We start from the raw sequence: 22,610 nt of genomic DNA, 5'->3' as shown, positions 1-22,610 counted from the left end.
CCGTCAGGCGAGCACGGCCTCCGAGGCGTCGAGCAGGGCGCGGCTGTCCTTACCGGCGCGCTTCGCCGTGTACATGGCCGTGTCGGCCCGGTGCAGCAGCCGCTCGGCGGAGCACCCGGGCTCGGCCAGCGCGCCGCCGATGCTCGCCGTGACGGTGACCGCCCGCCCGGCGATCTCCAGCGGGGCGCGCATCGCGGTCAGCAGCCGGTCGGCGACGTCGCGCAGCCGCTCGCCGTCGGCACCGGTGAGCAGCAGGGCGAACTCGTCGCCGCCCAGGCGGGCGACGACGTCGCCGCCGCGGACCTGGGCCGACAGGCGGGACGCGACGACGAGCAGCAGCTCGTCCCCGGCCGCGTGGCCCAGCGTGTCGTTGATGTTCTTGAAGTCGTCGACGTCGACGAACAGCACCGCGGGGGGTGCGGCGGGGTCGACCTCGTTGGTCGCCGCGGCGAGCTGCTCGTTGAAAGCGGTGCGGTTGAGCAGCCCGGTCAGCGGATCGGTGCGGGCCTGACGGCGGAGTTCGTCCTCGAACAGCTTGCGGTCGGTGACCTCGCGGAAGTTGACGACCCAGCCCGCGATGCCGACGGCGTCCACCCGCCCGCTGATCCGCATCTCCACCCACCGCGTACCGCCCGAGCTGTGCTGGACGCGGATGTCGGTGTCGGCGACCCCACCGCTGGCGGCGTCACCGGCGGAGGCGACGACGGCGCGGAGCCGGGCCTGGTCGCGCGGGTCGGCGAGCTGGATGGCGGTGCGGCCCACGTAGTCGGACGCGGGCCGGCCGAGCAGCGACTCCACCGCCGGGCTCATGTAGGTGATGATGCCGTCGGCGTCGACGATCCCGATGACGTCGGCGGAGTTGGCCAGCAGCAGCTCCAGGCGCGTCTGGCTCTCGTCGAGCTCGGCACGGACGCGCTCGCGTTCCCGGTTCAGGGCGACCAGCCGCCACAGCGCCATGCCGGTGAGCAGGGCGCTCCCGGCGCCGACGAGGTAGCCGGCGCCGCCGTCGCGCACGCCCCAGAGGAGGAGCAGGGCGGGGCTGATCAGCAGGGCCGCACCGAGGCCCAGGACGCGGGAGGAGGCGGCGTCCTGGTCGGACTCGGGCCGCCGGCCCATGGAGGCGGCCGCTGGATGCCGGCCGGCGAGGACGAGTGCGGCGATGGCGAGCAGCGGGAGCGGATCGAGGAGAGCGGACTCTCGCAGGGGGGTGTCGGCCAGCAGGCGGCCGCCGTACCCGGCGACGGTGAGGACACCCGCGGCCAGCAGCGCCATCGTGCTGGCCGACCGGGCGCCCCGGGACATGGCCAGCGGCACGCAGACGATCAGGAGCACGACGGTGATCACCGGCGTGCCGAAGCCCATCTCCACCAGGTCCGCCGACATCGGGTCGGCCTGTCCGGCCCGCACGGCGACCAGGGCCAGGGCCGCGGCCAGCAGCAGCGTCGCGGTGTCGGTCCAGGACTCGCGGTCCCGCCGGCGACGGTCCCGTCGGACCACGCCGAGTGCGCCGGCCACCACCGCGGCGTAGGCGGCGATGTCCAGCGCGGATTCGACGGTGCCCGACACCTCGGGCGCGATGCCGGCGAGCTCGAGCACCTCCGCGAGGCAGCTCAGCGTGAAGAAGCCCAGGCCCAGACCCAGTCCGAGCCAGGCGGTGCGCAGCGGGGTCCCGTGGACGACCACCGCGGTCCGGACGGCGAGGATGCCCAGGAGGAAGAGGACGACCTCTGCCGCCGGCCGCCCGGGGCCCATCGGGACGACGGTGACGATCGCGCCCACCGCGAGCACGGCGAGTGCCGCGTGCAGCCAGGCGGCACGGGCGGTCGGGGCGGGTGAACCGGTCACGTACCCCCCATCGACACGGGCGCGGGAGCTCTTGACCGGTTTCTCCCTCGGATGGAGGGATCGCTCAGGGGAGGACGGGCAGGTCGGAGGCCTGCAGGTCCGGGCGCACCCGGACGAAGCGCAGCGGGTGCCGGAACACCCCGGCCTGGAGGGCCGCGTCGGCGGACACCTCGACGACGCTGGTCGGCTCCACCCGGGTGAGCGGCACCGACAGCCGGCCGCCGCCGAAGCGGCCGGTTCCGATGCGGTCGGGCCAGGGATGGTCGTCGCCCGCGGGCCGCAGGACGCCGGACAGTTCGGCGGACTGCTGGGGGGACAGCGGGCTGGTCCGGCCGACGACGACGAGCTCGCCGTCGCGGTAGCGGCCGGCCACGAGCTGACTGGGCCGGCCGATCGGCCCGATGACCCCGCCGGCCAGGACCTCGGTGGTCTCCCAGCTCTTCACCTTGAGCCAGTCCCGTCGGCCCGGGGCGTAGCGGGTGGCAGCACCCTTGACGACCAGCCCCTCGATGCCGGCGGGCCGGAAGTCGGCGAACCACTGCTCGGCCTCGGCGCGGTCGGCGGTGAGGGGCGAGATCTGCAGCGGCGGTGCCCAGCGATCGGCCAGGTCCTCCAGCCCGGCGCGGCGGCGGGTGAACGTGCGCCGACGCAGGTCCTCGCCGCCGGCGGCGAGGAGGTCGAACGCGACGTAGGAGGCCGGGGCCACGCTCACCTGGGCGGCGATCCGGCCCGCCGCGGTGATCATGCGGCGCTGCAGCAGGCCGAAGTCGAGGCGCTCGCCGTTCCAGATGACGACCTCGCCGTCGATCACCGACCCGGCCGGGATCTGGGCCAGCGCCGCGGCGGCGACGTCCGGAAAGCGGTCGGTGAGGTCCCGGCCCTGCTTCGACCACAGCCGGGTGGAGCTTCGGTCGCGCACGATGACCAGGCGGTAGCCGTCCCACTTGGGCTCGTACCGGCATCCGCCGGCCAGCGCCGCCGGCGGGGGGATGTCGCGGACCGGTTTCGCGAGCTGCACCGCCACGGGCCCGCTCAGTTCGGGCGGCAGCCCGGGCAGGCCGGGGGCGGACAGGGGCACCCCGACAGCCTGTCGTCCCGACGGCCCGCGTGCACCCCGGTCACGGCAGGTCACACCCGTTCGGGGCGTGGGTCGCGACGGCCGGCCTCAGCCGAGCCGCACGGCCAGGTCGGCGGCGAACCCCTCCGCGATCGACAGCTGCTCGCGCAGGGCGTGCACGCGGGCGGTGGTCGCCTCGTGGAACATGCGGAGCCGGTCCGCCAGCGCGGCGTCGCCGGGCCGCTCGGCCAGGCCGGAGAGCAGGGTGAGCAGCTCCTGCATCTCCTCCAGCGTGAAGCCGAGCGGCTTCATCCGCTTGATGACCTCCAGCCGGGCGACGTCGTCGTCGCTGTACAGCCGGAACCCGCCGTCGCTGCGCGAGGTGGGGCGGACCAGCCCGTGCTCCTCGTAGAAACGGATGGTCCGCAGGCTCAGCCCGGTCCGCTCGGCGACCTGTCCGATCTGCAGCAGACCGGTGCGGGCGGCCATCAGTGCGCCGCGCCCAGCTGACCGGTGTGCCGCTCGAACCGGTCGAAGGAGTGGTCGTCGAGCCCGACGATCGTCGCCGTCTTGCCCCGGGTCGAGTACTTGTGCGTGATGGCGTCCAGCGTGGCCACGGTCGAGGCGTCCCAGACCTGGGCGTTCGACAGGTCGATGACGACGTCCCGCGGGTCCTCGGCGTACTCGAACTGGGTGTAGAGGTCGTTGCTCGACGCGAAGAACAGCGCACCGGTCACGGAGTAGCGGGCGGTCCCGTCGGCCTCGACGACGCGTTCCACGTCGACCAGGTGCGCGATGCGCTGGGCGAACAGGACGCACGCGACGAGCACCCCGACGCCGACGCCGATCGCCAGGTTGTGCGTGACCAGGGTGACCACGACCGTCGAGAGCATCACGGTGGTCTCGCTCTTCGGCATCTTGTGGATGGTCTGCAGGCTGTGCCAGTCGAAGGTGGCGATCGACACGAAGATCATGACGGCGACCAGCGCGGCCATCGGGATGACGCTGACGATGTCGCCGAGGGCCACCACGAGGATCAGCAGGAAGACGCCGGACAGGAACGTGGAGAGGCGGGTCCGGGCACCGGAGGCCTTCACGTTGATCATCGTCTGGCCGATCATGGCGCAACCGCCCATGCCGCCGAAGAAGCCCGACGCCATGTTGGCCACGCCCTGGCCCCAGGACTCGCGGGTCTTGTCCGACTGGGTGTCGGTGATGTCGTCGACGAGCTTGGCCGTCATCAGCGACTCCATGAGCCCGACGAAGGCGACGCCGAGGGCGTAGGGGGCGATGATGCCCAGGGTTCCGGCGGTGAACGGCACGTCGGGCAGCAGGAAGAACGGAAGGCTGTCGGGCAGTTCGCCCTCGCCGCCCACGTCGGGCAGATCCCAGCCGACGGCCACCACGAGGGCCGTGAGCACGATGATCGCGACCAGCGGCGCCGGGATCGCCGAGGTGAGTCGGGGCAGCAGGAAGATGATCGCCAGTCCGGCGGCGACCAGCGGGTAGACCAGCCACGGGACGTCGGTCAGCTGCGGCAGCTGGGCGGTGAAGATGAGGATCGCCAGGGCGTTGACGAAGCCGACCATGACGCTGCGCGGGATGAAGCGCATGAGCCGGGCGAACCCCAACAGCCCCAGCAGCACCTGGAAGATGCCGCCGAGGATGACGGCGGCGAACAGGTACTGGACGCCGTACTCCAGGGCCAACGGGGCGACGACGAGGGCGATCGCGCCCGTCGCGGCGGTGATCATCGCCGGGCGGCCGCCGGTGAAGGCGATGACCACGGCCATGACGAAGGAGGAGAACAGGCCCACCTGCGGGTCGACCCCGGCGAGGATGGAGAAGCTGATCGCCTCCGGGATCAGCGCGAGGGCGACCACGAGGCCGGCCAGCACCTCCGTGCGGGCGACGCTCGGCTTCAGCCAGGTCGGGCGGGTGGGGCGGAGTGCAGGCAGGACGGACATGCTCCCGTTTCCGGACGAGGGTTGGTGGCGGCCCCGGCAGCAGTCACGGGAACGCGGGCTGCATCCAGTCTGCCCCAGACCTGACTCTCACGTAAGAGGAGAGTGCTGAGTCGCCGGTCACTCGTACCGTGGAGTGCGATGACCGAGCGGAAGCCGCCGGGGGTCTCGTTCGAGACCTGGGTGGACAACCAGATCGCCCGTGGGCAGGCGCGCGGCGATTTCGAGAACCTGCCGGGAGCCGGTCGGCCGTTGTCGCGCGAGGCCCTGTCCGGGAACGCCTACGACTGGGCGGTCGCCAAGGCCCGTCGCGAGGGTGTGGACACCGCCGCGATGCTGCCGCCGGGTCTGGCGCTGCGCCGGGAGCGGGACGAGCTGCCCGAGCGGGTGGCCCGGCTCGCCGCCGAGGCGGAGGTGCGGGCGGTGGCCGAGGACTACAACGCACGGGTCGAGGCGTTCTGGCGGCAGCCCCAGGAGAGCCGGTGGTCACCGGTGCCGGGGCTCGCCGACGTCGAGGCGCTCGTCGCCGGCTGGCACCTCGCGCGTCCGGTCGAGCCGCCCGCCCCAGCCCCGGCGGAAACGGAGGTGCGGCCCGGGCGCGCCGCCTGGCTCGCCGCCCGGTTCCGACGCCGCCGCGGCCGCTGAGGCCTCAGTCCTCCCGGTCGTCCCGCACGTGCGCGGCCACCTCGCGGGTGGCCATTCCTCCCTCGCCGCCCTCGTCGTGCTGCCCGGGCTGAAGGTTCGGCTCCTCGGCGCGGTGCGCGGGTTCGGTCACGGGCGCAAGCCTAGAAGCTGGTCGTGGCCACGGTGGTGGTGGCGACGAAGACCACCGCCGCGAGCGGCCCCAGCACCAGCGCGGCCCGGCGCACCACGGGCATTCGGACCCGCCGGGCGGCCAGGACCGCGAGGACGACGCCGGCTCCCAGCAGCACGCCCTGGGCGATCCAGCCGCCGGTCAGCCAGCTGGTGGCGGCGGCGCACGGCGAGCAGTCGGTCGAGGTGCAGCTGAACGTGTTCGTGCAGTCGGTCATGACGCCGAAGCCCGCGCCGGAGCTGCCGAACGTGGCGAGGAGCAGCGCGACGAGGAGGGAGCGCGCCAGCGGGACGCGGACCGACCGCGCGGTCTCGTCGTCCCTGGTGCCGGTCATGGGCCGACTGTGGCAGAACGACCCGCGGGTAGGGGCCTGGCGCGCTCAGTCGACGAGCTCGAGGGCCCGCAGCGACAGTCCTCGGAAGGCGGCCAGCCTTTCGGCCTGCTCGCCGATCCGCTCGCGCAGGCCGGGAGGCAGCGGCTGCCACGCCTGCACGGTCACCGTGAGCTGCCGGCCGGCCTTGCGCGCCCGCCAGGTGCCTGCGAGCTCGCTGTCGGCCAGCACCGCACCAGGCCGCCCGAGCGTCCGCCACAGGTCCTTCGCCCGCGCCGCGTCGGGCACCACGAGCGCCCGGTCCCGCCCCTGGAGGAACAGGTCGTAGGGGCCGAGCAGCCGCACTCCCTCGGGGACGTCGTCGTCGAGCCGGTCGGCGTCCTCGGCCAGCAGCCACCGCCGCTCCCCCTCGACGTCGACCTCCACCGCGTCGTGCGGCCAGCGCGCCTTCACGTCCGCGACCGGGGCGTCGAGGAGACCGGCCACGTGCTGCGGCGTCGCCGGTCCGAGCAGCTGCAGGGAGCCGTGAACGACGTCGAACCGGCGGGGCGCCGCACCCGCGGGCACGAGCCCGTCGACCGGCCGCAGCACCGGCGGGGAGGTGCCCTCCTCCAGCTCCAGACCCGCCCGGAGCGCAGCCAGCCGGAACGGCATCTCCCACGGGTGGACGGCCCCGCAGGGCACGCAGTCGCGCAGGTAGGGCGGCTCCAGCACCGCGGTGAGCCGGGCCGAGACCTCGCCCTTGACGGTCGGGGCGGAGACGATCTCGCGCATCCGGTCGGCGATTCGGTCCAACGCGTCGACGACGGATATCCCGGCGGCCCGCAGCGGCTTGGCGGCGTCGTAGATCCGCTTGCCGGCGTCGGCCTCGGAGAACGGGGCGGTCGCGGCGGCGACGGCGGGCAGGTCGGCGCGGCGGTAGAGGTGCGGCGCTCCGCGCAGGGTCCAGGCCAGCGCGAGCTCGTCCCGGCCCACGGTCGCAGGGTCCACGCCGCGCAGGGCCAGCGCCCACCGTGCCCCGTCGGTGCCGGTGTCCTGCACGCCCTGGTCGAGGACGGCGGTGTCGGCGACGGTGCCGGCCCGGCGGTCCAGCTGCTGGGCGCGCACACGGGACCCCAGCACCTGACGTCGGCTGACCGGACGCACGACGGGCACGCTAGCGCCGGCCGGGGACGGTGTCAGTCGGCGAGCGTGCGCAGGATGCGGGCCAGCGTCTCGCGGTCCCCGGCGGGCAGCCGGCCGTACAGCTCGGCGGAGTCCGCGGTCCGGGCGGCGGAGATCTCCGCGCGGATCCGCCGTCCCTCGGGGGTTGCCCGCAGGAGGACCGCCCGGCGGTCGCCCGGGTCGGGCATGCGCTCGATCAGTCCGCGCTCCTGCAGGGCGTCGGCCACCTCGGTGGCCGATCGCGGCGCGATGCGCAGCCGTTCGGCGAGATCGGAGAGCCGGACGTCGTCGCCGGCACAGATGACCGCGAGCGCGCGGGCGTGGGACGGGGAGAGGTCCCAGGGCTCGAGCAGCTCGCGGAAGCGCCGACGCTGGACGCGGGCGACGCGCATGAGGAGGTCCCCCAGGTCCGTCGTCCCGTCGGTGTGCACCCAGGAATGGTAGCGGGGAAGCTGTGGTTACCACACGGTGAGGTAACCTCAGCAATGGACCGAGGAGGTGGTCGGCATCGATCCCCTGGCGATGAGCGGCGGTGGCGGTCGGTCCGGCCGCCGGACCAACCCGGCCGACGCAGCCCAGCTGGAGCGCTCGCCGGTGCGGTGGAGCCGCGTGGCCGCGCTGTTCCGGCCCTACCGGTGGCAGCTCGGGGTGGTCGTCGCCCTGATCGTGGCGTCCTCCACGGTCGCGCTGGCCACTCCCTTCCTGATCCGCCTCGTCCTCGACGAGGCGATCCCCCGGCAGGACGTGCCGCTGCTGCTCCGGGCGGTCGGCGGCATGCTCGCCGTCACCGTGGCGACGGCCATCTTCGGCGTCGTGCAGACGTGGCTGTCCACCACCGTCGGCCAGCGGGTCATGCACGGCTTGCGGACGGCGGTCTTCACCCATCTGCAGCGCCAGTCCCTGGGTTTCTTCACCCGCACCCGGGGAGGGGAGGTGCAGTCCCGGCTGAGCAACGACATCGGCGGCATGCAGTCGGTGGTCACCTCGACCGCGACGTCCTTCGCCTCGAACGCCACCACGGTGATCGGCACCGTCGTCGCCATGGCCGCGCTGAGCTGGCGGTTGTCGCTGCTCTCGCTGATCGTCCTGCCGCCGGCGGTCGTGCTCACCCGCCGGGTCGCCCGGATGCGCCGCACGATCACCGCGCAGCGTCAGCGGTCGCTGGCCGACCTGCACTCCCAGGTCGAGGAGGGGCTCTCGGTCAGCGGCGTCCTGCTGGGCAAGACCCTGGGTGCCGGGCCGGCCCAGTCCCACCGCTTCGCCGGCACGTCGGAGGATCTGGTCGCCCTCGAGGTCCGCTCCCAGCTCGCCGGCCGCTGGCGGATGGCGACGATGAGCATCGTCTTCGCCGGCATCCCCGCGCTGATCTACCTGGCCGCAGGCCTGCCGGCGACCTCGGGTGGGATGACGATCGGCACCCTGGTCGCCTTCACCACGCTGCAGGGCGCGCTCTTCCGGCCGCTGATGCAGCTGCTGGACATCGGTGTCTCGCTGACCGCCTCCATGGCCCTGTTCAGCCGGGTCTTCGAGTACCTCGACCTGGCGGTCGAGATCGACGACCCGGTCTCCCCGGTCCGGATGGACCCGGCGGCCGTGCGGGGCGAGGTCCGGTTCGAGGGCGTGGGCTTCACCTACCCCGACGGCGTCCGGGCGGCCCTGACCGGAATCGACCTCACCGTGCCCGCCGGCAGCACGCTGGCCCTGGTCGGCGAGACCGGCTCGGGCAAGAGCACGCTCGCCTCGCTGGTCGCCCGGCTGAACGACCCGACGGAGGGCCGGGTGAGCATCGACGGCGTCGACGTCCGGGACCTGACGCTGGCCGACCTGGCCCGCGTCGTCGGCGTCGTGTCGCAGGAGACCTACCTGCTGCACGGGACGATCCGGGAGAACCTGCAGCACGCCAGGCCCGGGGCGACCGACGCCGAGATGGCCGACGCCGCCCGGCGTGCGCAGGTGCACGACCTGATCACCGCGCTCCCGCTGGGTTACGACACCGTGGTCGGTGCCCGCGGCCACCGGTTCTCCGGTGGCGAGAAGCAGCGGCTGGCCATCGCCCGCACGCTGCTGCGCGACCCGCGGATCCTGGTGCTCGACGAGGCGACCAGCGCCCTGGACAACGAGACCGAGCGTGCGGTGCAGGCGGCGCTGGACGAGGCGGCCCGCGGCCGGACGACGATCACCGTCGCGCACCGGCTCTCCACGGTCCGCGACGCCGACTCGATCGCCGTCCTCGACACGGGGCAGGTCGTGGAGCGGGGCACGCACGAGGAGCTGCTCGCCCGGGGCGGGCGCTACGCCCGGCTGGTCGGGGCGGCCGAACGGGCGGCCGAGCTCGTCTGAAGAAGGAACCCGGTGCCCCCGCCGCTCGCGAGCTCGCGCGGGACCCTGCAGCGGGGCCGTTCCGGCCGTGACGGGCGCCTCAACGCGGAATCCATCCGGCTGCCGGCCTGGTTGCCCGGATATGGATCTGTTCTCCCCCGTGCACCTCGGCGACCTGCAGCTGGCCAACCGCATCGTCATGGCGCCCCTCACCCGCATGCGTTCGGGTCGGGCCGGCATTCCACGCGACATCGTCGTCGAGCACTACGAGCAGCGGGCGGGAACGGGCCTGATCATCACCGAGGGGACCTTCCCGAACGAGGAGTCCCGCGCCTTCGCCGGGCAGCCGGGCATCGTGACCGAGGAGCAGGCCGTCGGCTGGAAGCGGGTGGCCGACGCCGTGCACGAGCGTGGCGGGCGGATCGTGATGCAGGTGATGCACGGCGGCCGGGTGTCCCACCCCGAGCTGACCGGCACCCGCGTGGTCGCGCCGAGCGCGGTCGCCGTCGACGGCGAGGTGCATGTGGGTGGCGGTCGCAAGCTGCCCTTCCCGGTGCCGCACGCGCTGACGACAGAGGAGGCCCGGACCACGCTCGAGGACTTCGTCGCCGCGTCCGAGCGTGCTGTGGCTGCCGGGCTGGACGGTGTGGAGCTGCACGCCGCCAACGGCTACCTGCTGCACGAGTTCCTCTCGCCGGCGTCCAACCAGCGCGAGGACGTCTACGGCGGCAGCCCTGAGAACCGCGCCCGCTTCGTGGTCGAGGTGGTGACGGCGGTGGCCGAGCGGGTCGGCGCCGGCAGGGTCGGCCTGCGCATCTCCCCCGAGCACAACATCCAGGGCGCGCTGGAGACCGACCGCGCCGACGTGCTGGCGACTTACGGCGCGCTCGTCGACCAGCTGCGCCCCCTCGGCCTGGCCTACCTCAGCGTGTTGCACGTGGAACCAACCGGCGATCTGGTGCAGGAGCTGCGCCGTCGCTTCGGCGGACCACTGATCGCCAACAGCGGCTTCGGGACGGTCACCACCCGCGAGGAGGCGGTGCGGCTGATCGACGACGCCCATGCCGAGGCCGTGGCGGTCGGTCGCGCGCTCATCGCCAACCCCGACCTGGTGGCGCGGTGGCAGGGCGAACACCCGGAGAACCAGCCCGACGCGAGCACCTTCTACGCGTCGGGGCCCGAGGGCTACACCGACTACCCCCTCCTCGGCGCCGTGCAGCAGTGACCGCCGCGCCGGCGGGTCGGCGGTGAACCGCCGGCCCGCCGGCCCGCCGGCGTCCGGAGCCGCCGGTCGCTCCTGTCCCCGCAGCAGGGGGTTTCCGACGTATGTTCGCGCCCCCCGATCCCCATCCGACCGAACGCCCGAGGACGAGGAGCCGCCCCGATGTCTGCGCAGGAAGGCGCCGGCCCGCCCACCGTCGCCGAGGCCGCGCAGGTGCACCTGGCGCACGTGTTCGTGGAGGCGGTCGAGGCACTGTTGTGCATCGTGGACGCCGACGGCCGGATCCTGCTCACCAACCCGGCCCTGCAGCGGTTCACGGGGCAGAGTGCCGAGGCGCTGCTCGGCCGGCCCTTCTGGGACGTCTGGGTGGCTCCCGAGGACGTCGCGCTCGCCGAGCAGGCGGTGCGCCTGGCCGTCGAGAGCGGCCGGGCCCATCCCCAGGAGGGCGACTGGCTCACCGGTGCCGGCGAGCGGCGGCGCGTGACGATGCGCAACACGGTGCTCCGCGACGAGGACGGCGTCCCGTTCGCGGTCGCGAGCGTGGGCCTGGACGTGACCGACGACCGGGCCCGCGAGGCCAGGCTCCACAAGCAGACGCGCACCGATCTGCTCACCGGCGTCGCCAGCCGGGGGGCGCTGTTCGACGCCCTGAACGCGCGCCTCGGGAGTGGGGGGGACGGCGTCGGCCTGCTGTTCTGCGACCTGGACCGGTTCAAGTCGGTCAACGACGAGTACGGGCACGGCATGGGTGACCGGGTGCTGGCCGAGGCCGCGGCCCGCCTGTCGGAGGTCGCCGGGCCCGACCACCTCGTGGCCCGGCTCGGCGGCGACGAGTTCGTGATCCTGTGCCAGCACCGCGACGAGGAGTGCCTCCGGCGCCTGTCGGAGGGCGTCGTCGCGCACCTGGCCCGGCCCTACGACGGGCCGGAGGGACCGCTCGTCGTCGGCGTCAGCGTGGGCTTGGGCGTCGGTTCGCCGGGCGACGCGGCCGACGAGGTCATCGCGCGCGCCGACCGGGCGATGTACGGCGCCAAGAGCCACCAGCGCCGTCGGCAGCCGCGGCCGTCCTGACGACCGGTCAGACCTTCGCGGGGACGGCGAGCTCGCGGCGGGGGACCGGGACGGACAGGACCGCCGTCGTGCCGAGGGCCTCGGGCGGGCCGGGCCGGCCGTAGAGCCAGCCCTGTCCGTGGTCCACGCCCAGGTCGCGCAGCACCGCGTGCTCCGCGGCGGTCTCGACACCCTCGGCGACGACCTGCACCTCGCAGCCGTGCGCGAACTCGACGAGGGAGGCGACCAGCTTGCTGAGCACGGGGTCGGCGTCAAGGCCGGCCACGATGCTGCGGTCGACCTTGATGACGTCGGGGGCGGTGACGACGATGTGCCGCAGCGAGGAGAACCCCGCGCCGACGTCGTCGATGGCCAGCCGCAGCCCGGCGGCGCGCAGCGGCGCCAGCACGGCGGTCAGCGCTGCGTAGTCCTCGACCGGGTCGTGCTCGGAGAGCTCCAGAAGGATCCGGTCGAGCGGCAGCCGGCCGAGCAGCTCGCCGCACTCGGAGGTGAGCAGCGTGGCGGGAGAGACGTTCATCGAGACGTAACCCTCGACCCGGCCCAGCAGGGTCGCGGCGCGCTCCAGGGCGAGCACCTCCAGCCGGTGGCCGGAACCGATGCTGTGCGCCTCGGCGAAGCAGACGTCGGGCGGCATCCCCCAGTCCCCGGGAAAACGGCTCAGCGCCTCGGCGCCCACGCGGTGGCCGGTGCCGATGGCGACGATCGGCTGGAGGACGACGGTGGGATCGCCCGCCGCGATCAGCGGGTCCAGGCGCGTGGAGATCTCGTCGCCGTTCCTGCGAGCGGACCTCCGGCTCGATGATCACGGCGGCCGCCGAGGCCAGCACGTCCATGAGGGCCTTGTCGCGCTGGGTGAGGTTCTTGTCGGTGGTGAGCCCGGCGGCGCAGAAGGTGCCGTACAGGGAGCCGTCGCTCAGGGTCACCGGAACCGACACATAGCTGCGCAGGCGGGGCAAGCGTGCGGCCGGAAGCTCCATGGCCTCCGGGAAGTCCTTCAGGTCGGGGATGACCTGCGGGATCTTCTTGTCCAGGATCGCCTGGCAGAGGGTGACCTCCTGGCGCTGCCGGTAGCCCTCCTGGAAGAGGAACGGCACCGAGGTGTCGACGACCTCGAGGTGCTGCGTCGTGCCGTCGAGCCGGCTCAGGAAGGCGACGCTGAGCCGCAGCGACGTGCGGGCCGTGTGCAGCAGATCCGCGACCGCTGCTCGGCCGCCGAGCGATCCCTGCCCACGTGCGTTCCCTCTGCCGGGACGATTCCCTCCCATCGGCCGGTCCCCGCCGGTGCTGGAGCGGTGTCACCCGCCCGGGTCGCCCGTTCCGGTCAGCAGCCGTGGTCGACGACCAGGCGTCGCCCAGCCGCACCACCCGGTCGGCGAAGGGGAGTCGTTGCGGAGTCGTCGCCCCGGCTCAGGGCCAGCGGTCGATCGGGAGGTCGCGGCCCCGCGCGGTCGGGACCGGGACCACCCCGTCCGCCGTCTCATCGGTCCAGCGCTCGGGACCGGCGAGCAGGGCGCGGGCCCGGTCGGGCGGGATCAGGGGCAGTCGGCTCCAGGGGGTGCCGTCGTCGACGAAGCCGCCGTCGGGGATGTCGAAGAGCAGGCGTCGTCCAGCACCGCGGGGTGCATCCTCGCCCGCACCGCCGGGTCCGGTCCGGCGAGCTGCTCCGCGCGCCGTCGTCCTCGCCCGGAGGCCACCATCCCCGGGATCGCCGGCTCGTCCTCGCGCCCGCGTCGCTTCAACGGTCGAACACCGTCGGCACCTCGTGGCGGGCCATCCTGCCCGAGGCGCCGGCCTCAGTACGCGACGGTGAAGCGCGCCCGGCGGTGCGCCGGCCGCTCGATCTCGTCGACCAGCGCGAGGGCGAAGTCCGCTCCGCCGATGAACGAGTTGCCCTGGTCGTCGGTGAGCAGCAGGTCGTCGCCGGTCCGGTAGGTGCCGAGCGCCTCGCCCGGCGCGAATCCGCCGTACGCGGCGGGCGGGCAGACGTAGAACCAGTCCAGCGTCGTGGTCTCGCGCAGGTCGTCGAGTGCGGCGGCCATCTCGAGGCTCTCCGGGCGGTACTCGGCCGGGAAGTCGGGGGTGTCGAAGAGCCGGGGGCCACCCTCGGCGACGTGCAGCGACCCGGCGCCACCGACCACGCCGATGCGCACGCCGGCCTGCTCGGCGTCGGCGGCGAGGGCCCTGATGCCGTCGCGGACGGAGCCGGCCATGTCACCGCGCGGGGCGACGGCGACCACGACGACGTCGGCGGCCTCGAGCGCCGCGCGCCGGTTCCCCTCGTCGAGCAGCGAGCCCTGGACGTACCGGACGCCCTCGACCTGCTGCTCGGGCAGCGAGCGGCTGTAGGACGTGACCTCGTGGCCGCGCCGCGCCGCCTCGGCGACCAGATGGCCTCCGGTGTACCCCGTTCCGCCGAACACGCCGATCCGTGCCATGTCTGGTTCCTCCGAACTCGTGGACCTGTCTCGGCCCGGAGAAACCACGGCAAGTGGTTGAGCATTCCACCACTTGCACCGTCCGGGCAGCGCCGGTGTGGCCGTGATCTCATGCTCGGAAGGCGACGACGGGTCGTCGGCGGCGGGGAGGGCTCGATGGCGGAGGTCCACGGACGGTGCGACGAGCGGTTCGCCGGGGTGCGCGAGGCGCTCGCGCAGCAGCTGCACGGCGAGGAGCTCGGCGCATCGGTCGCCGTCGACCTGGACGGCGAGACCGTCGTGGACCTGTGGGGCGGCTACCGGGACCAGGCACGCACCGAGCCGTGGTCGGAGCACACGATCGTCAACGTCTGGTCGACGACGAAGTGCGTGCTGGCGCTGGCCGCGCTGATGCTGGTCGAGCGGGGCGAGCTGGACCTCTCCGCGCCCGTGGGTGACTACTGGCCGGAGTTCTGCGTCAAGGGCAAGAAGCACGTCCAGGTACGGCACCTGCTCGCGCACACCTCCGGCGTCTCGGGCTGGGAGCAGCCGTTTTCGATCCGCGACATGTACGACTGGCCCACGGCCACCGAGCGGCTGGCGCAGCAGCGGCCGTGGTGGGAGCCGGGCACGGCGTCGGGCTACCACGCGAACAACCAGGGACACCTGGTCGGCGAGGTCATCCGGCGCATCACCAACACGACGTTCAAGCGATTCGTGGCCGACTCCATCGCCGGTCCGCTGGGCGCTGACTTCCAGATCGGTGCCCGGGAGTCGGAGGTGTCCCGGATCGCGCCCGTGGTGCCGCCGCCCCCGCCCGACGTCGACCCGCGGACGCTGGACCCCGAGTCGGTGAGCGTGAAGACCTTCACCGGGCCCAAGGCGTCGGCCAAGGCGGCCAACTCGCCGGAGTGGCGGGCGGCGGACCTCGGGGCGCTGAACGGGCACTCGAACGCGCGCGGCGTGATGAAGGTGCTGCGGACGCTCTCCCTCGGTGGTGAGGCCGGCGGGGTCCGGCTGCTGTCGCCCTCGACGGTGGAGAAGATCTTCGAGCAGCAGTCCGACGGCGTGGACCTGGTGCTGGGTGCGCCGTTCCGCTGGGGCATGGGCTTCTGCCTGGGGTCACCGACGGTGCCGTACGTGCCGGCCGGACGCACCTTCTTCTGGGGCGGCTGGGGTGGCTCGCTCGCCGTCATGGACCTGGACCGGCGGCTGACGATCACCTACATGATGAACAGGATGGGCGACGGGCTGATCGGGTCGTCGCGGAGCGAGGCCTACGTGCGGGCCGTCTACGACGCCCTGGGGTGATCGCGGCCGGTCGGCGGAGATCGACGGCGTGCGGTAGGCCTGTCCCGTGATCACCGACCTGGACGCCGTGCTGCCGCGGCCGGAGCACGTCACCCGGCAGGCGCGGTGGATCGCCGCCCCGCCGGACGCGGTGTGGGCGGCGCTGCACGCCGTGCGGCTCTCGGAGCTGCCGGTGACCCTGGCCCTGTCGGCCGCGCGCTTCCTTCCGGTGGTGCTCTCGGGCCGCGGGGCCAGGGAGCTGCACGACCGGCCATTCCTCGACGCGCTGCCGGTGCCCCCGCTGGCCTCCGAGGAGCCGACGGCGGTGGTGTTCGGCGGGGCGCTGGAGGCGTGGAAGCTCTCCGGCGGCGACAGCGGGCCGGAGCTGGACGCCGCGGCGTTCCGCCGGTTCACGCAGCGCGGCTGGGTCAAGGCGGCGATGGACTTCCGGCTCACCCCGCAGCGGGGCGGCACGGAGCTGAGCTCGGAGACCCGGGTGATGTCGACCGACGCGGAGACCCGGCGGCGGTTCGACCGCTACTGGCGGCTGGTCCGCCCCGGCAGCACCGCGATCCGCTGGGAGGTCCTGACCGCGGTCGAGCTCAAGGCGACCGGCCGCCTCTGACCCGGGCCGTTGCGCCCAGGAGCACCCCTCCGGGCGCCGGATGAGGTCATTCCTGGCGCAGTGGCCGGGTCAGGTGCGGGCGACGTCCAGGACGACGCCGGTCTCGCGCTCCGAGAGCGCCCACAGCTCCGCGATCCGCCGCTCGAGGTCCCACCGGCGCAGGACCGGACGGCGGACGGCGGCGCCGTTGGAGGCGAACCGGGGCGCGTAGAGCTCCCCACCCCGCGATGACGGGTCGGTGGCGGCGCGCAGCTGCGGGCGGGCGCCGAGGGCCGCGGGCATGCCGCTGCGCTTGGCCAGCACCTCGGAGCCGGCGCCCAGCCAGCCCGCGCCCCCCTCGCGGACGGTGCGCGACTGCAGGTCGGTGTTCGACAGCCCCGGGTGGGCGATGTTGCTCTGCGCGCGCAGCCCGGCCCGCTCGAACTGCCGCTGCAGGCCCAGCCCGAAGTGGTAGTTGGCCCACTTGGCGCGGGCGTAGGCGCGCCAGGGACCGTAGCCGCGGGTGAGGTGCGGATCGGCCGGGTCCACCGGGCCGCCGCCGAAGCGGGCGGTGCTGGTGACGGTGACGACGCGGGCCGCCGGCGTGCGCAGCAGCGCGGGCAGCAGCTGTGCGGTGAGGGCGAAGTGGCCCAGGTGGTCGATGCCGAACTGCATCTCGAACCCGTCCTCGGTCGTCCGCCTGGGCATCGCCATCACGCCGGCGTTGTTGATCAGCAGGTCGACGCGCGGGTGTGCCTGCTGGATCGCCGCCGCCGCCGACGCAACCGAGGCCAGCGAGCCGAGATCGAGGGCGGTGATCCCGGTGGACGCCTGCGGGTTGCGGGCCCGGACCTGCTCCTCGGCGACCCGCGCCTTGTCCTGGTCGCGGGCGGCCATGACGACGTGCGCGCCCGCCCTGGCCAGCTCGTGCACGCAGACCAGCCCCAGCCCACCGTTGCCGCCGGTCACGACGGCGACGCGGCCGGTCAGGTCGGGGATGTCGTCCGGGGTCCAGGCCATGGGATCGAGTCTGGTGTGCGCGCCGTCGTCCCGCCGGGCGGGTCGGCCACCGGCTCAGGCAGGCAGCGAGGCGTGCGGGGGAGTGGCGAGGACGACGCCCAGGTCGACCAGCGCGGTCGCGGGGGCAGGCGGTCCGAACAACCAGCCCTGACCGCCGTCGACCCCGAGGCTGCGGAGCAGCGCGTACTCATCCGGGGTCTCGACGCCTTCGGCGATGACGCAGGCGCCGAAGCTGTGCGCGAACTCGACCAGGGACTGGGCCAGCTTGGCGAGGACCGGATCGGAGTCGACGCCGCTGATGATGCTGCGGTCGAGCTTGATCACGTCCGGGGCCGCCATGACGATGTGCCGCAGCGACGAGAAGCCGGCACCGACGTCGTCGATGGCCAGCCGCATGCCCCGCTCGCGCAGCGGGGCCAGGACGCCGGCGAGCGCGACGTAATCGTGCACCGGGTCGTGCTCGGAGAGCTCCAGCAGCACCCGCTCCAGGGGGAGGGCCGCCAGCAGCTCACCGCACTCCGGCGTCTGCAGGGTCTGCGGCGAGACGTTCATCGAGACGTAGCCGGAGACCCGGTCCAGCAGGGCGGCCGCCCGGGACAGCGCCAGCAGCTCGAGCCGGTCGCCCTGGCCGATCCGGTGCGCCTCGTCGAAGACGACGTCGGGAGCGCGGTCCCACCCGGCCGGGAACCGGCTGAGCGCCTCGGCGCCGATGCGGCCACCGGTGCACAGGCTGACGATGGGCTGCAGGACGACGGCCGGACCGCCGGCGGCCAGCACCGGTGCCAGCCGGTCGCTGATGGCGGCGTGCTGCTGGTCGAGGCGGAACTGCGGTTCGACCACGAGGGCCGCGGCCTCCGCGAGGATCTCCACGAGCAGTACGTCGCGGGCGGCGACCTCGGGGTCGGTGGTCAGCCCGAAGGCGCAGAAGGTGCCGTAGACCTCGCCGTTGCTGAGCACCACCGGCACGCTGACGTGTGCGCGGATCTGTGGCAGGTCGGCGGGGTGCAGGCGCACGGCCTCGGGGTGGTCGCGGGCGTCGGGCATGACGTGGGGGAGGCGGCCCTCGACCACGGCCAGGCAGAACCCGCTGTCCCGCGGGCCGGTGTAGCCGGCCTGAATGCCCGGCAGGGCGGAGTCCACCACCTGCAACGTGCGGCTGGTCTCGTCGATCCGGCTGAGGAAGGCGACGCTGAGGCCGAGCTTGCGGCGGGCAGTCTGGAGGAGCGCAGCGATCTGCCGCTCCGCCTCCGAGCCGTACTCGTGCACGCGCCCTCCCCCGTGGACCATCGTGCAGACGCATCGGCGCCGGCCGGCGATGGCTGTAGCCCGCGGCCGAACAAGTTCCGATTCTGCCCCCGACGGGTGAACGGGGGCCGGTCATCCGTCGGCGGGTCGTCCCGGTTCAGATCCAGGCGGCATCGGGGCCCATGCCGGCGTCGCTCGGGCAGAGCCGGAGGAAGCCGATCTCGGAGGTCCCGTCCCACCGGGAGGGGTCAGCCAGGACGGCGCGCGCGACGTCGCGGTCGGGCAGCAGGCGGTAGCGGCCGTCGTTCCAGGCCCGCCACTCGCGGACGTTCTGCGGGCGCGGGGCGTCGTCCGGCGGGTCGGCGTAGAGCTCGACGAGCCCGGCGTCGAACCAGGCGAGCAGTTGGCGGGAGCATTCCGCCGGCGCCCACGGGCCGTGCTCGTAGCCGCCGAGGCCGTCGGTGACCCCGAGCGGCACCTCCCACAGCCACGACTCCTCGACGACGGCGAGGTACATCTGCTCGACGAACTCCGACGGCGCGTCGTCGGTCTCCACGCGCCGGAGGCTACGGCCGGATCCGCTTTCCAGCAGCCCGGCCTGCGGTCGGCGGGGATCGTCCGTAGGGTCGGGGGATGGACGCCGCCGATCTCCTCGCCCTGCGCTCGGACGAGCGCGCCGCCCTGCTGCTGGTCGGGCTGCGGGGCGACTGGTAGCCGTACTGCTGCGCCCAGGCGGTCCGCCTGGCCCGATCCCTGTCCCGCCTCGCCGACGCCGGCACCGAGGTCGTGCTCGCCTCCGTCGACCCGCCGGAGGTACAGCTGGCGATGAACCGGACGTGGCACCTGCCCTTCCGCTGGGTCAGCGACCCCGACGGGGAACGCCTCGCCAAGCCGCTCGGCGCCTGGGACGAGGACGCGTCGATCTTCCGGCCGATCATCGTCGCGGTGGCCCCGGACGGACGCCAGGTCTTCCGCGAGCTGTCCCGGGACTTCACCGACCGGACGGACGACGAACCGGTGCTCGGCGCGCTCGAGGGCATCGCACTCGACCCGGTGCCCGCCGTCGAGTGGGCGCCCGAGGGCGTCGAGCCCCATCCCTCGAAGCGGGCGTTCACGCCGGCGTCGTTCATTCCCTACTTCCGCGCCATCCGGTTCAACATGATGGCGCTGAGCGAGCGGATGGTGGACGACCGGGACCGCGAGCAGCTGGTCGCCGAGAAGGAGATGGCGGAGTCCTTCCTCGCCGCCTTCGACGAGTGGCGCGCCGAGCACCCGCCACCGGACCGCTCCTGAGCCTCCTGGAAGGCGAGAAGACGACGGTCCGAGAGCTCGGTCAGTGCCAGCGCCAGGGAGTCGAGCTGCTCGTCGACGGCGGCCTCGGGGTCCGTCAGGTCCAGCCCGGCGCGGGAGGCGTCGACCAGGGGCCAGAAGGCCTCGACGTCCACGGGTGGAGGCTACGGACGGTCCCGCTCCCCGAACGAGGCCATGGCCTCCTCGCCGTGCACGGAGCCGAAGGTGGAGCCGGCGGCCGGGTGCGGTCCCTCGCGGAGCAGTGACGCCTTCATCTCCGCCGGCGCCAGCGCGCGGGCCACGTGCCAGCCGACCACCGCGACGATCGTCCCCAGCGCGATCCCGCCGAGGGAGAAGTCCTCGCTGAAGCGCAGCAGCGGGGCGTCGCTGCCCGAGTTCCCGATCGCGATGACGATGCCGGCGGCCAGCGGCACCAGGTTGATCGGGTTGGCGAAGTCGACGCGGTTCTCCTTCCAGATCTTCGCGCCGAGCAGACCGATCATCCCGTAGAGGACGACGGTGATCCCGCCGAGGACGCCGCCCGGGATGGCGTTGATCAACGCCCCGAACTTCGGCACCAGGCCCAGCACGATCGCGACCACGGCCGCCACGTAGTACGCCGCCGTCGAGTACACCCGGGTCGCCGCCATCACGCCGATGTTCTCCGCGTACGTGGTGGTGGGGGAGCCGCCGACCGCGGTGGCGACCACCGTCGTCACGCCGTCGGCGAGGACCGCCCGGCCGATCATCGGGTCGAGGTCGCGCCGGGTCATCTCGGCCACCGCCTTCACGTGCCCGGCGTTCTCCGCGACCAGCGCGATCACCGCGGGCAGCACCAGCAGCGCGAAGTTGACGGAGAAGCTCGGGCCGGTGAACGACGGCAGGCCGAACCACGGCGCATCGCCGACGGCGTCGAAGCCGACCCGGTCGTGCGGGAACGCCGTCGCCAGGCAGTACGGGCCCTCCTTCTCGCACAGGGCGCCGGCGGCGTCCCGCAGGTTCTGGCCCGGCAGCACCGAGGTGATCGGCCCGGCGGTCAGGTCGAGGAGGATCGAGAGCAGGTAGCCGAAGACCAGGCCCAGCAGGATCGAGATCCGGCCGAGGAACCCGCGCAGCAGCAGCGAGGCCACGATGACGAAGGACATGGTCGCCAGGGCCACCCACTGGTCCTGCATCCAGTAGGTCGCCGTGGCCACCGGTGCCAGGTTGAAGCCGATGAGCATGACGACGGCGCCCGTCACCGCCGGCGGCAGGACGCGGTTGACCACCCGCACCCCCACCAGGTGGATTCCCAGGCCGACCAGCGCGAGCACCACGCCCGACACCAGGAGCGCGCCGAGCACCTCGGCGTCCGACCCCCCGGCCGCGCGGACGGCGACGACGCCGCCGACGAACGAGGCGGAGCTGCCCAGGTAGCTGGGCACCTTTCCCTGCACGATCAGCAGGAACAGGATCGTCGCGATCCCGCTCATCATGATCGCCAGGTTCGCGTCCAGCCCCATGAGCAGCGGGAAGACGAACGTCGCCCCGAACATGGCGACGACGTGCTGCGCGCCGATGCCCACCGTGCGCGGCCAGGAGAGCCGTTCGTCCGGCGCGACGGCCTCCCCCAGGGGTGGGGTCTTCCCGTCTCCGTACAGCTTCCAGCCGAACGCCATGGGTGCCTCCTCGAGCTGCACGGGTGCTGGCGCGCATCGTTCCAGAGGCGGCGGGCGGGCCGGAGCAGGTGTCAGGCGCTGCCCGCCCGGGTGGCGACCCGATGCTGCCAGGCCACCAGCAGCGGTGTCCCGAGCAGTTCGAGCGCCGCGCCACCGACGAGGGCGAGGTGCGGCTGCCCGGCCTTCCGCCACGCCAGGAGGCGGGCCGCCCCACCGAGGAAGAGGGCGCCGGAGACAACGCGCACGAGGGTGCCCTCCCGTTCCACGCGGGGCAGGGCCGACCAGATCAGCGGGGCCACCGCGGCGTAGATGGCGTGGGTGTAGCGGTACTCGCTCTCCACGTCCGGGTGTGCGGGGCGGCCGGTCGTGTCCAGCGACGCCGGGCCGAGCAGTGCTCCGGTGAGCCCGGATGCCAGGGGGATGGCCGCGAGCGCGCCCATGGTGATCTGCAGGCCTCGCCGGCCGCCGTCGGAGGTGGTCATGCCAGGACCGTGGCACGGCGGCGGGTTCCGGTCCACCGCGGACCGCTCAGGCGGGACCGCAGGTCAGCAGGTCGTCGACGGCGCCGGCGAACCCGTCTGGTCCGGCCAGCGGCGCGGCGAAGGGCACCCCCAGGTCGTAGCAGCCCTGCTCACTCTGCACCCGGAACCGCACACCGAAGCGGTTCAGCCCCAGCAGTCGGACGTCGTCGCGGCGTCCGGCCCAGCGCTGCACCCGCGCGCGCAGCCGGCCCAGCGGCGCCTCCTGGGCGGCCATCAGCTCCGTCTCGACCCGGCTCACGGGGTCCGGCGCGGCCGCGCGGAAGTCGTCGGGGTCGACGTCGACGATCGTTCCGGACTCCTCCAGCTCGACGTCGGCCAGGTCCATCCGCACCAGAACGGCGCTGAGCCCCACCTCGAACAGCGCCTCGGCGGGCGTGGTCTCGGCGAAGTCGAGCACCAGCCCGGCGATGTCCTGCTCCGGCACCGCCGTCAGCCAGCCCGAGAGGTTCACGAGCGCGCGCACCGGGTGGCGCACCGGCAGCGGCGCACGGTCGGTGACGGTCAGCCGGGCCGGGACGTCGCCCAGCGGCGAGCCCCGGAGCGCCGCGACGGCCCCGTCGGAGGTGGGGACGACGAGCAGCACGTCGCCGTCGGCCGTCGTCGTGGCGGCCAGCACGGAGGAGGAGCCGAGGTCGGCGACGTGCAGTGCTGCCGCGGGTCGCAGCGCGACGGTGCGGGCGCGCTCGGCGGCCGGCGGCTGCCGGTCGACGGCTGCGGACGAGTGGATCGGGCCGGCCGTCATGGACCACCTCGGGGAGTT

22 protein-coding genes and 2 pseudogenes are annotated in these 22,610 nt (G+C 73.8%); 7 read left to right on the top strand and 17 right to left on the bottom strand.

Annotation, left to right across the window (positions count from 1 at the left end):
- Positions 1-3 precede the first annotated feature (3 nt).
- The 4 genes from C5508_RS07440 to C5508_RS07425 all read right to left on the bottom strand — a co-directional run bounded on the left by C5508_RS07440 (position 4) and on the right by C5508_RS07425 (position 4,869).
- Complete coding sequence (locus tag C5508_RS07440; protein WP_104524304.1) at positions 4-1,845, bottom strand: sensor domain-containing diguanylate cyclase; 1,842 nt, start codon at positions 1,843-1,845, stop codon at positions 4-6.
- Between the two features lie 64 nt (positions 1,846-1,909).
- Positions 1,910-2,923: an ATP-dependent DNA ligase gene (locus C5508_RS07435; RefSeq protein ID WP_104524303.1), complete on the bottom strand. Its 1,014-nt coding sequence runs from the start codon at positions 2,921-2,923 to the stop codon at positions 1,910-1,912.
- An 87-nt stretch (positions 2,924-3,010) separates the two neighbouring features.
- Positions 3,011-3,391, bottom strand: coding sequence for a MerR family transcriptional regulator (locus C5508_RS07430; protein WP_104524302.1), 381 nt, complete (start codon positions 3,389-3,391; stop codon positions 3,011-3,013).
- A complete protein-coding gene (locus tag C5508_RS07425; RefSeq protein WP_104524301.1) occupies positions 3,391-4,869 on the bottom strand; it encodes a SulP family inorganic anion transporter in 1,479 nt (492 codons plus the stop codon). The genes C5508_RS07430 and C5508_RS07425 overlap by 1 nt, the downstream gene beginning before the upstream one ends.
- A gap of 138 nt (positions 4,870-5,007) precedes the next feature.
- On the opposite strand from C5508_RS07425, the gene C5508_RS07420 reads away from it, so the two are divergent.
- Positions 5,008-5,511, top strand: a complete 504-nt coding sequence (locus C5508_RS07420) for a DnaJ family domain-containing protein (RefSeq protein WP_104524300.1) — start codon at positions 5,008-5,010, stop codon at positions 5,509-5,511.
- A gap of 4 nt (positions 5,512-5,515) precedes the next feature.
- On the opposite strand, the gene C5508_RS20475 is transcribed toward C5508_RS07420, so the two are convergent.
- Genes C5508_RS20475 through C5508_RS07405 form a run of 4 tightly spaced genes read right to left on the bottom strand, consistent with a single transcriptional unit; the run spans position 5,516 to position 7,606 of the window.
- Complete coding sequence (locus C5508_RS20475) at positions 5,516-5,641, bottom strand: hypothetical protein (RefSeq protein WP_269801772.1); 126 nt, start codon at positions 5,639-5,641, stop codon at positions 5,516-5,518.
- A gap of 10 nt (positions 5,642-5,651) precedes the next feature.
- On the bottom strand, positions 5,652-6,014 hold the full coding sequence (locus tag C5508_RS07415; protein WP_104524299.1) for a hypothetical protein: 363 nt from the start codon (positions 6,012-6,014) through the stop codon (positions 5,652-5,654).
- A gap of 45 nt (positions 6,015-6,059) precedes the next feature.
- Positions 6,060-7,157, bottom strand: coding sequence for a DNA glycosylase AlkZ-like family protein (locus C5508_RS07410; protein ID WP_104524320.1), 1,098 nt, complete (start codon positions 7,155-7,157; stop codon positions 6,060-6,062).
- A gap of 32 nt (positions 7,158-7,189) precedes the next feature.
- Complete coding sequence (locus tag C5508_RS07405) at positions 7,190-7,606, bottom strand: MarR family winged helix-turn-helix transcriptional regulator (RefSeq protein WP_198597945.1); 417 nt, start codon at positions 7,604-7,606, stop codon at positions 7,190-7,192.
- A 67-nt stretch (positions 7,607-7,673) separates the two neighbouring features.
- On the opposite strand from C5508_RS07405, the gene C5508_RS07400 reads away from it, so the two are divergent.
- From C5508_RS07400 to C5508_RS07390, 3 genes are all read left to right on the top strand, one after another.
- A complete protein-coding gene (locus C5508_RS07400; protein WP_269801771.1) occupies positions 7,674-9,515 on the top strand; it encodes an ABC transporter ATP-binding protein in 1,842 nt (613 codons plus the stop codon).
- Between the two features lie 121 nt (positions 9,516-9,636).
- The gene (locus C5508_RS07395; RefSeq protein WP_104524298.1) at positions 9,637-10,719 is read left to right on the top strand and encodes an alkene reductase; all 1,083 of its coding nucleotides are present in this window, start codon (positions 9,637-9,639) and stop codon (positions 10,717-10,719) included.
- Positions 10,720-10,878: 159 nt separating this feature from the next.
- On the top strand, positions 10,879-11,787 hold the full coding sequence (locus C5508_RS07390; protein ID WP_104524297.1) for a GGDEF domain-containing protein: 909 nt from the start codon (positions 10,879-10,881) through the stop codon (positions 11,785-11,787).
- A 7-nt stretch (positions 11,788-11,794) separates the two neighbouring features.
- Here the strand turns inward: C5508_RS07390 and C5508_RS20260 are convergent, their stop codons facing one another.
- The 3 genes and pseudogenes from C5508_RS20260 to C5508_RS07380 all read right to left on the bottom strand — a co-directional run bounded on the left by C5508_RS20260 (position 11,795) and on the right by C5508_RS07380 (position 14,222).
- Complete coding sequence (locus C5508_RS20260) at positions 11,795-12,481, bottom strand: EAL domain-containing protein (protein ID WP_232796987.1); 687 nt, start codon at positions 12,479-12,481, stop codon at positions 11,795-11,797.
- Between the two features lie 160 nt (positions 12,482-12,641).
- Positions 12,642-13,052 (bottom strand): annotated as a pseudogene (locus C5508_RS20255) (GAF domain-containing protein); the annotation flags it as partial.
- A 528-nt stretch (positions 13,053-13,580) separates the two neighbouring features.
- Entirely contained in the window at positions 13,581-14,222 is a 642-nt protein-coding gene (locus C5508_RS07380) for an NAD(P)-dependent oxidoreductase (RefSeq protein ID WP_104524296.1), read from the bottom strand.
- Between the two features lie 156 nt (positions 14,223-14,378).
- Between C5508_RS07380 and C5508_RS07375 the strand changes: the two genes are divergently transcribed.
- Both C5508_RS07375 and C5508_RS07370 read left to right on the top strand, forming a co-directional pair.
- Positions 14,379-15,512 (top strand): serine hydrolase domain-containing protein, encoded by a 1,134-nt coding sequence (locus C5508_RS07375; RefSeq protein WP_104524295.1) that lies wholly within the window; start codon positions 14,379-14,381, stop codon positions 15,510-15,512.
- Between the two features lie 46 nt (positions 15,513-15,558).
- Positions 15,559-16,116 (top strand): hypothetical protein, encoded by a 558-nt coding sequence (locus C5508_RS07370; protein ID WP_232796984.1) that lies wholly within the window; start codon positions 15,559-15,561, stop codon positions 16,114-16,116.
- A 69-nt stretch (positions 16,117-16,185) separates the two neighbouring features.
- On the opposite strand, the gene C5508_RS07365 is transcribed toward C5508_RS07370, so the two are convergent.
- The 3 genes from C5508_RS07365 to C5508_RS07355 all read right to left on the bottom strand — a co-directional run bounded on the left by C5508_RS07365 (position 16,186) and on the right by C5508_RS07355 (position 18,916).
- The gene (locus C5508_RS07365) at positions 16,186-17,115 is read right to left on the bottom strand and encodes an oxidoreductase (RefSeq protein WP_104524294.1); all 930 of its coding nucleotides are present in this window, start codon (positions 17,113-17,115) and stop codon (positions 16,186-16,188) included.
- A gap of 54 nt (positions 17,116-17,169) precedes the next feature.
- Entirely contained in the window at positions 17,170-18,381 is a 1,212-nt protein-coding gene (locus tag C5508_RS07360) for a sensor domain-containing phosphodiesterase (RefSeq protein WP_232796983.1), read from the bottom strand.
- 136 nt (positions 18,382-18,517) lie between these two features.
- Positions 18,518-18,916: a hypothetical protein gene (locus C5508_RS07355; protein ID WP_104524292.1), complete on the bottom strand. Its 399-nt coding sequence runs from the start codon at positions 18,914-18,916 to the stop codon at positions 18,518-18,520.
- 170 nt (positions 18,917-19,086) lie between these two features.
- On the opposite strand from C5508_RS07355, the pseudogene C5508_RS07350 reads away from it, so the two are divergent.
- Positions 19,087-19,653 (top strand): annotated as a pseudogene (locus C5508_RS07350) (peroxiredoxin family protein); the annotation flags it as partial.
- A 161-nt stretch (positions 19,654-19,814) separates the two neighbouring features.
- Here C5508_RS07350 and C5508_RS07345 read toward each other — a convergent pair.
- The 3 genes from C5508_RS07345 to C5508_RS07335 all read right to left on the bottom strand — a co-directional run bounded on the left by C5508_RS07345 (position 19,815) and on the right by C5508_RS07335 (position 22,592).
- Positions 19,815-21,308, bottom strand: coding sequence for a uracil-xanthine permease family protein (locus C5508_RS07345; RefSeq protein ID WP_104524316.1), 1,494 nt, complete (start codon positions 21,306-21,308; stop codon positions 19,815-19,817).
- Positions 21,309-21,379: 71 nt separating this feature from the next.
- Complete coding sequence (locus tag C5508_RS07340; RefSeq protein ID WP_104524290.1) at positions 21,380-21,790, bottom strand: DUF4345 domain-containing protein; 411 nt, start codon at positions 21,788-21,790, stop codon at positions 21,380-21,382.
- Between the two features lie 46 nt (positions 21,791-21,836).
- A complete protein-coding gene (locus C5508_RS07335; RefSeq protein WP_104524289.1) occupies positions 21,837-22,592 on the bottom strand; it encodes a DUF2470 domain-containing protein in 756 nt (251 codons plus the stop codon).
- Positions 22,593-22,610 lie beyond the last annotated feature (18 nt).

The sequence above is a fragment of the Blastococcus atacamensis genome (assembly GCF_002938425.1).
Classification (GTDB): Bacteria; Actinomycetota; Actinomycetes; order Mycobacteriales; family Geodermatophilaceae; genus Blastococcus; species Blastococcus atacamensis.
This window is presented reverse-complemented; position numbering and strand designations above follow the sequence as displayed.